The sequence below is a fragment of the Bacillus sp. 220_BSPC genome (assembly GCF_001054655.1).
GTDB classification, from domain to species: domain Bacteria; phylum Bacillota; class Bacilli; order Bacillales; family DSM-1321; genus Peribacillus; species Peribacillus frigoritolerans.
On the sequence record NZ_JVPL01000208.1, the window covers coordinates 20,433 to 32,574 of the forward strand.

A 12,142-nucleotide genomic window follows, 5' to 3' on the forward strand; every position below is an offset into this window, starting at 1 on the left:
CTAAAAAAAACACCGTTATTTGATAATTCAATAATTTTAGCTTCTTCGATTAAACCTTGGTCAATACTTTACACTCATTCTCTTAAAATAAGGACTATGTATTATCTCTTTATATCTTTTGATAATTTAAAAATAGTATCAAGTTGGTTAATAAGTAATATTATGAGGCTTTTACGCATATAAAGAAAAAACACTATGTTCTCTTAATAGTCCATACAGCAAATCCTTCCTCAGCTTGTGATTTTATTACGAGATTTAAGAAAAATGATAGGTAGAAGGTGACAAATATGGAAGCAATCGTCCTAGCTGCTGGATATTCCAGCCGAGCGAATGCATTTAAAATGACTTTGCCGATGGGGCAAATGAGCGTGTTGGAGCAAACGATCTCTAAATTTGAAGGTTTATGCAGCAGGGTCATCGTCGTAGCTGGATTTCAAGCGGAAATCATCCAAGAGGAAATTGTCAAAATCATCAGTGAAAACGCCTATTCATTTCAGATCAAGTTTGTTTATAATGAAAACTTTAACCAGGGAATGTTTCATTCCATTCAAAAGGGCTGCAACGAAGTGAATGCCCCAACCTTCTTTATAACACCCGGCGATTGTCCGCTTGTAAAAAAAGAGACTGTTCAGCTACTAGCAAAACACAAAGGAAACGTGGTTATTCCCAGCTTTGACTATAAAGGCGGCCATCCCATTAAATTATCAAGCGTAGTGAAACAGAAAATTCTTGAAACCAATCCAGAAGGTAATTTGCGTGTGGTCCTGGGCGGTTACGAAAAGCAATACATGAATGTAGATGATGCGGGAGTATTAATGGATGTTGATACACCGGAGGATTACCAAAAAGCCATTGATTATGATAATGCTTTAAATTTCTCGAAGTAAAAATAAAAATAAAAACTACGAAAATCTTGAATAGAAATGAATCATAAAAGATCATTCTCATTGATAAAATCATTGGAAGAGGTTTCTATTCAGAATATGTCCAATTAAAAAAATGAGTCGAAGGGTGTTGTTGCAATGAATCTCAAAGACATAAGCACCTCAGTGCCCAAAAAGGACCATAAAGGTAAAGTATCGGGCCAGCTGCCCTATATTAGTGACGTAAAAGTGGAAAATATGGTTTATGGTGTTTTGTATCGATCGCCAATTGCTTATGGGAAAATAATATCCATTCAATTACCTAATCTTCCGGAAGGGTATGAAGCTGTTGGAGCAGAGCATATCCCCGGACCGAATTATGTCAAAATTATCAAAGAAGATCAGCCCATTTTTGCCAATGAGTGGGTCAATTATATTGGTGAGCCAATTCTCATGCTCACGGGTAAAGACCTGGATATCCTGTACAGTTTGTTAAATGAAGTGAAGGTTGAATTTGAAGAACATCAGGCTATCTATACATTGGACGAAGCGATCAAGCAAAAATCAGTATCCTCAGTTTTGGCAAGCTATGAATTTGGGGAAAGCTTAGAAAACATTTCAGCTATCGAGCAGGGAGCCCATCAAATCCTCGAAGAAGAATATGATACGGGTTATCAGGAGCATGTCTATCTTGAGCCGCAAGGAATGCTCGCCGTTTATAAGGATGATGAAATTGTCGTCCAGGGATCGATGCAATGTCTTTATTATATAAAAAATGCATTGCTAAGCGCATTAGCCTGTGGTGACGATGAAGTCAGGGTCGTTCAAAGTCCTACCGGCGGAGGTTTTGGCGGCAAAGAAGATTATCCTTCTATGATGGCTTGTCACGTAGCCGTTGCCGCAAGAGCAGTAAAAAAATCGGTAATGCTCGTGTTCGACCGTTCTGAGGATATGCTGGTAACGACGAAAAGGCATCCGGCCAAACTCAAATATCGGACGGCCCTTGATAAGGAAGGAAATATTTTGAGCATGTGTGTTGACATCTTTCTCGATGGAGGGGCAAATGTTGGGTTGAGCTCTGTCGTGCTGCAGCGCGCATTATTAAACAGTGCTGGTGTTTATAAAATTCCGCATTTTCATGCAAAAGGCTATGTCTTAAAAACCAATACCGTTCCGAACGGCGCCTTTAGAGGCTTTGGTGCTCCTCAAAGCTTTGCCGGAATCGAAAGTCATATTGGACATCTTAGTAAACTGGCAAAAATCGACCCGCTTGAATATAAACGAAAATACCTCGTCAAACAAGGAGACCCCACCATCACCAATGGTAAATTCCGCGACCCGATATTAGTGGAAGATATGATTGAGGACGTACTCAACGTGTCAGAATACAACAAGAAAAAAGAAGACTTTCAGCGCTTAAATCAACAAAATCAGCGCTATAAAAAAGGCATAGGAACTTCGCTGTTCCTCCACGGCTGTGGATTTACTGGCAGTGGCGAAAGAGATCATATTAAAGCAACGGTGAAACTGGTTAAATCAAAGGACGATCAGGTATCACTAAAAATCTCAAACTCTGATATGGGACAAGGTATTTTGACGACGTTGTGTAAAATTGTCGCCAAAGAACTTAACCTCCCGTTCGAAGATATTTTGTACCCTTATCCCGACACAAAAGAGGTTCCCGACTCGGGTCCGACCGTAGCTTCCAGGACGACGATGATTGTCGGAAAATTGCTTGAACGGGCCGCAAAAAAACTTAAGAATCAGTGGCAAACAGGGGTGGAACAGGAAGTGGTTGAGCACTATGTTCACCGTGAAATGATTCCTTGGGACGAGAAAACCTTCACTGGAGATGCGTACCCGGCCTATTCATGGGGCGTTAATATCGTTGAAGTAGAAGTTGATACGTTAACAGGTAATTTAAAGTTAGAAAAAGTATACGGCAATTATGAAGTTGGGAAGGTCATCGATGAACGGATTATGAAAGGCCAAATTGACGGTGGTTTGGCTCAAGGGCTAGCATACGGTTATCTAGAAAAGATGACGTCAAAACAAGGTAGAATCCAACAAAAAAGCATATCGGATTATGGACCGCCGACTTCCTTGGATATTGTTTCAATTGAAAGCAAGGTCTTTGATAACCCCTATGCTGATGGTCCATACGGGGCGAAGGGCGCAGGTGAATTGACTTTAATCGGAGGCGCTCCAGCAGTCCAAGCTGCGATTGAGGATGCCCTGCACACTTCTTTTCAGCAAATTCCGATTACACCGGAAGTCATTATTGAAAGTCTTTGGATGAAAGAAGGTGAAGAGGGTTGATTAAATTCACACTAAATGGAAGAACGGTAGAAACTGACGCCCCTGCTACAGCAAGATTACTAGATTTATTAAGAGATGAGTTTGAGTTAATCGGAACAAAGGAAGGCTGTGGCGAAGGGGAGTGCGGAGCCTGCAGTGTTTTTGTGAATAACCTCCTGCAAAACAGCTGCCTTATTCCAATTGGCTCGATTGCTGGTGCCGATATTCAAACGATCGAAGGCATCATTGAAACGGAACAATTTAAAATTTTAGATGAAAGCTATTCCATAGCCGGGGGAGTGCAATGCGGCTATTGCATACCGGGAATGATTATGGCAAGTGCAGCTTTGTTAACTGAAAATCCTCATCCTTCAGAGGCTGAAATTCGTGAGGGCATCTCCGGAAATCTGTGCCGATGTACGGGCTACAATATGATTGTTGAGGCGATTAACCTAGCAGCTAAAAAAGGTGATGGCTTATGATAGAGAAAATAACAGCGTATCGCTTCGAGCGTTTAGACGAAACTTTGAGCCAATTGAATAGAGAAGATTGTGCAATCATAGCCGGAGGCACCGATGTTATGGTCCTTCACAAAAGTAGAAGGGGAGTACCTCCAAAAATCCCTAAACCGATTGTTTTTATTAATCATCTTTCCGAATTAAAGAAGGTGTATCAACATCAAAAGGATATCCACATCGGGGCCTGCTGTACCTATAGTGAATTACTTGAAAATCCGTTGATTCCTTTTGCTTTAAAGAATGCAATTAAAACAATTGCTGCCCCGGCAATTAGAAACCGGGGAACATTAGGCGGTAATATATGCAACGCCTCTCCAGCCGGTGACATGCTTCCTTTATTATATGTATACAATGCAAAGCTTCTGTTGCGCTCCGTAAATGGTGATCGCATGGTTGCGATTAGCGATTTCATTCAAGGGCCACGACAGGTTCAACGCTTTCACAATGAAATGGTAACGGAGATTATCCTTCCGTTCGTATTAGGAGATTCCCATGTCGTTTTCGAGAAAGTCGGCAACCGCAACGCAGATGCCATTGCCAAAGTATCGTTTGCGGGTTTCGCCCGGATAAGCAAAGATCGAATCGATGACATTCGGTTTGCCTTCGGGGCGGTCGGACCTACGATGGTTCGTTCCATTGATATTGAGAAGAAGCTGGTTGGAAAAACGATACCATTAGCCGATGAAGACATCGCTGAAATTGTGGCAGCCTTCGATAAGATCATTAGACCAATCGACGATCAACGCTCCACTGCGGCTTACAGAAAAACCGTTGCGTTACATCTTTTACGTTATTTTCTTAGCATGAAGCAATATCAACCGAATTAATGTTTAAAGATAGGGGGGAGCTTTTCATGCAGCTGATGGAAAAAGTGGCCATGCTGACGCGTCAAAACGAAACCTTTGCTTTAGCCATGATTATTGAATCAAAGGGCTCGACTCCCAGGCATGTTGGAAAAATGATTGTCTACCGGGATGGTACCATTGAAGGGACTGTCGGAGGGGGCTTGGCTGAACACTATGTGATCGAAGATAGTGTAAAGGCGATCCAAGATGGCCAATCGAAAATCGTTGAATATAAATTGAATAAACATGCAAAAGACGGAATTCAGATGAATTGTGGCGGCACGTTAAGGGTCTTTATTGAAGTCTATACAAGCAGGCCTGAACTCATTCTGGCTGGGGCCGGTCATTTAGGCCATGCGTTGGCAAAGCTCGCTGATTTCCTCGAATATCCTTATTGCATTGTCGATGATCGCGTTGGTTATTGTACAAAGGAACGCTTTCCTAATGCGACAAACCTTTTTGTGAACGAGGATATTGGAAAGGCTTTGCTCGCAGCCAACCTAAATGAAAAATCATATGTGGTAATTGTTACAAAAGATTGTGATGATATCGTATTAAAGACGGCACTGCAATTTCCGATTGCGTATGTTGGGATGGTAGCCAGTAAACGCAAGGTCATAAGCATATTTGAAAAGTTAAAAAGTGAAGGGGTCACGCAAGAACAGTTGGAGCAGGTCCATTCTCCAATCGGATTGGAAATTGACTCGGAAACATCAGAAGAAATTGCCATCAGTATTATTGGTCAAATCATCAAATTAAGCAAGGAAAAAAAGCCTGTAAAAGTGAAACAATTAAATTGATAAGTAGAAAGGTCAGATAAAGCTAAATCAAAATGTCTAATAGACAATTAGGTCAGTCCCCACTTTGTTAAAGTATTAACTCAGTGGGACTGTCCCTTTTTCTTTGATAAAAGCTAGAAGCAGGCCCTTGCTCTTCAGAGTGGGCTTTTTGTCGTTTTGATTAATTCATTAATATGGTAGGAATATTTTACTTTATATGCTACTACTATCATACTATACACAAAGGAAAACTCTTGGAGGGATTTTGTATGGGGATATAAGATGGACTTATGGGAAACGGGTTCTGCTGCAAAGATTACATCCATTGGAAAGAGTATATAGATTCCTATAGAATCAGCTATTATGCAGCCATTCCAAATAGTGATGAATGAACTTCACTTGATTTTGGACAGACTTGTTCTGTAAAGTAAGCTGTCCTTTTTAATGATTGTATCGTGCATAACATAGTTTGAAATGATTGCTGATAGGTAGTGCAAGTATCCAAAAGCAAATTTAACTTGAAGAAAAGAAGTGAAAAAAATGGCTGAGCCTTTAAAGGATTTATATAATGAAACGTTCATTCGTGAATTCGGTGAAAAAGTAAAGGGTGTCCATCCGTCCTTCTCTACTGAATCGTTTATAGGGGAAGTAATAGATGAGCATTGGGACGAGAGGAAGTTAAAAGAACGGATAAGGCACATTTCCATTACTCTTGGAAAGCATCTTCCAAGTGATTATCAAGATTCTTTGGATATTTTGTATCGGCTTGATAAGGATTGTGAAGGTTTTAGATATTTATTTTTCCCGGATTTTGTAGAGGTACATGGATTGATTAAGAAAGATTGGCCGTTATCGCTAGACGCGTTGGAGCGTTTTACAGCAAGGTCATCCTCCGAGTTTGCAATCCGTGCTTTTATCTTGCTTGATCCCGTTTTAATGATCGAGAAGATGAAGGAATGGACCAATCATGATGATGAGCATGTCCGCAGGCTGGCTAGTGAGGGATGCAGGCCCAGGTTACCTTGGGGGCAAGCTTTACCGATGTTCAAATCCGATCCGGCACCCGTCTTGGAATTACTTGAGAACCTGAAAAACGATCCATCCCTATATGTTCGCAAAAGTGTGGCCAATAACTTGAATGATATTGCCAAAGACCATCCGAAAACTGTAATAGAAACAGCCAAGCGCTGGCATGAAAGCGGAGAACCCAACACGATTTGGATTATTCGACGGGGATGCAGGACCTTAGTTCGCCAAGCAGATCCAGAAGTCCTTTCTTTATTTGGATACACGGATATATTGAATAATCCGAATATCATTACAAACGCATTTATTAGAAATGAACCAGACTCGATTTGTATTGGGGAAACGAGTGAACTTCATTTCGGTTTTCAAGTTCAAGAAAAGAACTCTGTGAAACTTCGCATCGAGTATGCCATCGATTTTGTGAAAGCAAATCAGAAAACTTCCCGTAAAATTTTCCTATTGGCAGATAGGGATTTCTCAGATGGTGAAGGAGTTGAAAGAGTGAGGATTCACAATTGGAAAGACCTGACGACACGTCGACATTATATGGGGATCCATCGAATATCACTCCTTGTGAACGGAGTGGAAGTTGCAGAAACGCAAGTCAAACTAAATGATGGATGATAAAGGTTATTGAAAAGTTAACAGGAATACCAGCAATTATGGCTGACAAAAACGAGGAGCCTGAGCGTTCCAGTTTATTATTTCATGATAGTGAAACATTGCAAATAACACATTAAAAAGCAATCAAATCCAAAAGGTTGGATAGCTCCGATTGCTGCGCAAATTATTAATTAACAATGCCAGTAAAACGATTATCACAGCACCAGTTAAAACAGGAGTAAATAAATAACTCCAGCCATACTGGCCAAGCATGACTACAAGCGGGTCTGCTCCAGCTGGCGGGTGCGTCGTTTTTGTCAGCATCATCACCGCAATTGCTAATCCGACAGCCAAGCCGATTGCCCAAGGTTCATCGCCAAAAAAATGATAGGAAGCTAAACCTACGAATGTTGAAACAAAATGACCGCCTATAATATTCCGCGGTTGTGATAATGGTGCGTTCCACAGACCGAACGCCAGCACACAGCTGGCACCAAATGGAGCCATTAACCACACTGCTGATGTTATTTTTGTTAAGAGAATTAAGGCGAATATAGTTAAAAATCCCCCAATCAACCCCGTTATTGCGTCCTTTACATTTATTTGTAAAGGGCTTCTTCCTTTTCCCTTCATCTTCGATAAATAATGAATATGAAAATAGCGTTTTTCTTTATGCCTCGCGGCTGAAATACGGTCCAAAGTGAACCCTCCTTTTTTATATAATTAGACTTTACATGAAATAAAACTAACCTGTCAAAGTTATTTTTAGTGGTTAGTTTAAAAATCCATAAAAAAAGCCAACTCAGTGTGTCGACAAGAGGAGGTTCAGATCTCGAATCATTTTACTTTTTTATGAAATCCTAAATGGATGTGAAGAAATTTACGAAACTCCTGCCGAATGACTGGCTAGCCAAGACTCCACAGTCGCTCGCTTTGAGGAGGCTAGGCAGAAGTCGGCGGAAAGGGAGCGGATTTCTTAAATCAACTGGAACCATTTTATAATGAATAAACTGGCAGGCAACCAGCTTACTTCAAATTTGTTTACATTCTGACAAACTTATTTAATAAGGTAGATCTTCATTCATCATCAGATTTCCGGTGTTGAAATCGGGCTACCTTTTTCCTATTCCCGCATATTTTCATTGAACACCATTTGCGTCTTCCGCTTTCATCGATAAATAACAGGACGCAATCGTCATTCGAGCATCGCTTTAATGATGACAGCTTATTTTTTTCAATTAAAGTTAATGAGTCAAAGGCAATATAAGATTGCAGGATATCTTCCGCTTCTCCAACAGGTATGGGAACCAGTTTTTGATCACTTAATTTATATGTGAAAGGCGATTTTTCGATTTTTTTTTCTAAATAGGCGATAAACTCATCAGGAATCGGATTCCCATCTGCTATTAATTCAAATTGTTTTCTTAAAATAGTACGCATTTCTAGAATGCCTGCAAATACTCGTTGAATTCTCTCTTTAATTTTTGATGATAATTGATTATCCAAATATGAGTTATTCCCTTTTATTACAGTAAGCCAGTCCAGCACATCACGTTCTGATAGTAATAAGTCTTGCCGCTGGCCACGACTGACCAGTTCCGTATTCACTAAATCCAGAGAAAGATTACCTGATATAAGTGGAAATTTATTAGTTTCAGACATAAGTTCATCTCCCATTCCCTGCTAAATTCTAACCATTAAAATATTAATTGAGAGGTTATATCTTCATTATACCTTATTTCTGAATTTTTCAGCTACTCGTCTTAAATTACGGGATAATATGAATGCTATCAAAATCCAAATGAGCAAGAACAGAATCGTAAATGAAAGTCCATGATAATCAATTCTTTTAAAGTCAGGGAAAAAGTTCTTGACATAACCTGTACGTACAGGATAATATGAAAGCGTATACAGAACCTATACGTACAGGTTATAAAAACAATTATATTTTGCTTTCTAGGGAAAGGAAGTATTGGAATGGGTAAATACACAGAACCAGCAACGGATTTGCTCCAACATGTCGGAGGGAAAGAAAATATTGCGACGGTTACGCATTGTGCAACAAGGATGCGTTTTGCGTTGAAAGATCCCGCCAAGGCGGATGTAACGAATATCGAATCGATTAAGCTTGTGAAAGGAACATTTACACAAGCTGGTCAGTTCCAGGTCATAATCGGGAACGAAGTATCATCGTTTTATAATGAATTCGTTTCCATAGCTGGACTTCAGGAAGCGTCAAAAGAAGATGTGAAAAATGCAGCAAAACAGAATATGAGCTGGCTGCAGCGTATGATTGCACATCTTGCGGATATTTTCACCCCGCTGATTCCTGCCATAGTCGTTGGCGGACTCATTCTTGGATTCCGCAATATCATTGGCGATATTAAAATGTTCGATGACAGCACAAAGACCCTTGTGGATATTTCACAATTTTGGGGAGGGGTCCACGCTTTCCTTTGGCTGATAGGTGAAGCAATTTTTCATTTTCTTCCTGTTGGGATTACATGGTCGATCTCGAAGAAAATGGGCACGACTCAGATTCTCGGCATCGTCCTTGGTTTGACCTTGGTTTCCCCACAGCTTCTTAATGCATATGCAGTGGCAAATACAAAGGCAAGTGATATTCCTTTTTGGGATTTCGGCTTTGCCCAGGTCGATATGATCGGCTACCAGGCCCAAGTCATCCCAGCGATACTTGCAGGGTTTGTCTTGGCGTATTTAGAACGGTTCTTGAGAGATAAAGTGCATAATTCCATTTCCATGATCGTCGTTCCATTTTTCGCTTTACTTCCAACTGTAATCATTGCCCATACCATACTGGGGCCTATAGGCTGGAAAATCGGTTCTGTCATTTCTACGATTGTATATTCCGGATTGACTTCATCAGTTGGCTGGCTATTTGCTGCCGTTTTCGGCTTTGCCTATGCACCGCTTGTCATTACAGGCCTACATCACATGACAAACGCAATCGATCTTCAGCTTATGAGTGAACTTGGCGGTACGAACCTATGGCCGATGATCGCGTTATCCAATATTGCACAAGGTACAGCAGTGCTTGCGATGATTTACATTAACAGAAAGGACCAGGAGGAAAGGCAAGTTTCCATACCTGCCACGATTTCTTGTTATCTCGGTGTTACCGAGCCAGCCATGTTCGGCATTAACTTGAAATACGGCTTTCCTTTCTTAGCCGGTATGATCGGTTCACTTTTTGCAGGCATCGTTTCAGTCGGGTCTGGAGTAATGGCAAACTCAATCGGTGTTGGAGGGATCCCAGGTATCCTATCCATCCAGCCGCAGCATATGGGGATGTTTGCACTCGCGATGTTGGTTGCTTTCGTTGTGCCGTTCATTTTGACTATAGCATTCTCCAAACGTCCTAAAATGAACTTGAAAACTAGAACGAAAACAACGAAATTAAATGCTTGATAACGTGGAGGGAGAAGCATTCTCCCTCTTTTTTACGATACTTACGAAAGAAACATCGGGGATCGAAGAGGAGGAATTACAATGAAGGATTTTAAAAAAAGTACCATCTATCAAATTTATCCTAAATCATTTAAGGATTCGAACGGTGACGGCATCGGGGACATAAATGGTGTTATTGAAAAACTTGATTATCTGAATAAACTGGGAGTGGATTATATTTGGCTCACCCCTTTTTATCGTTCACCGCAAAATGATAATGGATATGATGTAGCCGATTATACATCCATTGATCCTGTTTTTGGGACGATGGATGATTTCGAAAGACTGGTGAAAGAAGCGAATTCGCGGGATATCCAAATCATGCTTGATATGGTATTCAACCATACATCAACAGAGCATGAATGGTTCCAAAAAGCATTGGCTGGAGATAAAGAATATAAGGACTATTATATTTTCAAGAAATCGAAAGATGGAGAGCCCCCTACCAATTGGATTTCGAAATTCGGGGGCCCTGCATGGGAATATGTAGCGGAACATGATGAATACTTCCTTCACTTGTTCGATCGGACACAAGCTGATCTAAACTGGGAAAATCCCAGAGTAAGGCAGGCGATTTTCAATGTAGTAAACTTCTGGATGGATAAAGGTGTCAAAGGATTCCGTTTGGATGTCATCAATCTTATTTCGAAACCTGACATCTATGAAAATGACAAAGATGGAGATGGACGATGTTTTTATACAGACGGTCCCAAGATTCACCAATTCCTCAAAGAGATGAATGAAGAAACTTTCGGGAAGGATGATGAGGTGCTGACAGTAGGGGAAATGTCATCGACGACCATTGACCATTGCATCAAATATTCATCTCCTGTTGAAAAGGAGCTGTCCATGGTATTCAGTTTCCATCATTTAAAGGTGGATTATAAGGACGGGGAAAAGTGGTCACTTGCAGATTTTGACTTCAGGCAGTTAAAGGAAATCTTAAGCAGCTGGCAACATGGGATGCAAGAAGGAAATGGGTGGAATGCCCTGTTCTGGTGCAATCATGACCAGCCGAGGATTGTATCCAGGTTCGGGAATGATCAAGAGTATCATAACGAATCTGCCAAGATGCTGGCAACAGTCATTCATATGCTTAGGGGAACCCCTTATATTTATCAAGGGGAGGAAATAGGGATGACCAACCCGAAGTTCAATGATATTGGACAATACCGGGATGTGGAATCGATTAATTATTATAATATTTTAAAAGAGGCAGGCAAGGATGAAAAGGAAATTATTGAAATCCTTCAAGCTAAATCCCGTGATAACTCGCGAACTCCCATGCAGTGGGAAAATACGGAGCATGCAGGCTTTACAAAAGGGACGCCATGGATTGCGGTGCCTGATCATGCTAAGAACATCAACGCTGAACACGCACTGATGGATCAGGATTCCATTTTTCATCATTACCAAAAACTTATATTCTTACGCAAGAAACATGATATCATTGCATATGGGGACTATCAGGAAATTCTTGGCGACCATGACGCTTTGTTCGCTTATATACGCAGTTATGAAAACGAGAAACTTTTGGTCATCAATAACTTTTATGCAAAAGAAGCGTCCTTCGAAATTCCAAAGAATATTGACCTATCCGGGTACAACTCAGAGCTCCTGCTCTCAAACTATATCGATTCGAAAGAACTTGCAGGTGATTTTATCCTCCGTCCCTATGAATCGGTTGTCTATTTGTTGAAAAAGGACGAGTAGCAGACTAAGAAAAATATATTGTGGTGATG

Annotated in this window: 10 protein-coding genes and 1 pseudogene; 8 read left to right on the forward strand and 3 right to left on the reverse strand. The window is 40.7% G+C overall.

Annotated features, from left to right (window positions below; translation table 11 throughout):
- Positions 1 to 287: 287 nt before the first annotated feature.
- The 5 genes from ADA55_RS16610 (at position 288) to ADA55_RS16630 (ending at position 5,324) form a co-directional block, all read left to right on the forward strand.
- Positions 288 to 887 (forward strand): nucleotidyltransferase family protein, encoded by a 600-nt coding sequence (locus ADA55_RS16610; protein ID WP_048685921.1) that lies wholly within the window; start codon positions 288 to 290, stop codon positions 885 to 887.
- A 135-nt stretch (positions 888 to 1,022) separates the two neighbouring features.
- Complete coding sequence (locus ADA55_RS16615) at positions 1,023 to 3,182, forward strand: xanthine dehydrogenase family protein molybdopterin-binding subunit (protein ID WP_048685923.1); 2,160 nt, start codon at positions 1,023 to 1,025, stop codon at positions 3,180 to 3,182.
- Positions 3,179 to 3,643 (forward strand): (2Fe-2S)-binding protein, encoded by a 465-nt coding sequence (locus ADA55_RS16620; protein WP_048685925.1) that lies wholly within the window; start codon positions 3,179 to 3,181, stop codon positions 3,641 to 3,643. Before ADA55_RS16615 ends, ADA55_RS16620 begins: the two co-directional genes overlap by 4 nt.
- Positions 3,640 to 4,506: an FAD binding domain-containing protein gene (locus ADA55_RS16625; RefSeq protein ID WP_048685927.1), complete on the forward strand. Its 867-nt coding sequence runs from the start codon at positions 3,640 to 3,642 to the stop codon at positions 4,504 to 4,506. The genes ADA55_RS16620 and ADA55_RS16625 overlap by 4 nt, the downstream gene beginning before the upstream one ends.
- A gap of 26 nt (positions 4,507 to 4,532) precedes the next feature.
- Positions 4,533 to 5,324, forward strand: coding sequence for an XdhC family protein (locus ADA55_RS16630; protein ID WP_048685929.1), 792 nt, complete (start codon positions 4,533 to 4,535; stop codon positions 5,322 to 5,324).
- Between the two features lie 340 nt (positions 5,325 to 5,664).
- On the opposite strand, the pseudogene ADA55_RS31400 reads toward ADA55_RS16630, so the two are convergent.
- Positions 5,665 to 5,744 (reverse strand): annotated as a pseudogene (locus ADA55_RS31400) (IS6 family transposase); the annotation flags it as partial.
- Positions 5,745 to 5,843: 99 nt separating this feature from the next.
- Between ADA55_RS31400 and ADA55_RS16635 the strand changes: the two are divergent.
- Positions 5,844 to 6,953 (forward strand): DNA alkylation repair protein, encoded by a 1,110-nt coding sequence (locus tag ADA55_RS16635; RefSeq protein WP_048685931.1) that lies wholly within the window; start codon positions 5,844 to 5,846, stop codon positions 6,951 to 6,953.
- A gap of 123 nt (positions 6,954 to 7,076) precedes the next feature.
- Here ADA55_RS16635 and ADA55_RS16640 read toward each other — a convergent pair whose 3' ends face one another.
- Complete coding sequence (locus tag ADA55_RS16640) at positions 7,077 to 7,631, reverse strand: HPP family protein (protein WP_048685934.1); 555 nt, start codon at positions 7,629 to 7,631, stop codon at positions 7,077 to 7,079.
- Positions 7,632 to 8,009: 378 nt separating this feature from the next.
- Complete coding sequence (locus tag ADA55_RS16645) at positions 8,010 to 8,594, reverse strand: CGNR zinc finger domain-containing protein (RefSeq protein ID WP_048685936.1); 585 nt, start codon at positions 8,592 to 8,594, stop codon at positions 8,010 to 8,012.
- Positions 8,595 to 8,909: 315 nt separating this feature from the next.
- Between ADA55_RS16645 and treP the strand changes: the two genes are divergently transcribed.
- Positions 8,910 to 10,361, forward strand: a complete 1,452-nt coding sequence (treP, locus tag ADA55_RS16650; protein WP_048685938.1) for a PTS system trehalose-specific EIIBC component — start codon at positions 8,910 to 8,912, stop codon at positions 10,359 to 10,361.
- Between the two features lie 81 nt (positions 10,362 to 10,442).
- Positions 10,443 to 12,113 (forward strand): alpha,alpha-phosphotrehalase, encoded by a 1,671-nt coding sequence (gene treC, locus ADA55_RS16655; protein WP_048685939.1) that lies wholly within the window; start codon positions 10,443 to 10,445, stop codon positions 12,111 to 12,113.
- The last annotated feature ends 29 nt before the right edge of the window (positions 12,114 to 12,142 follow it).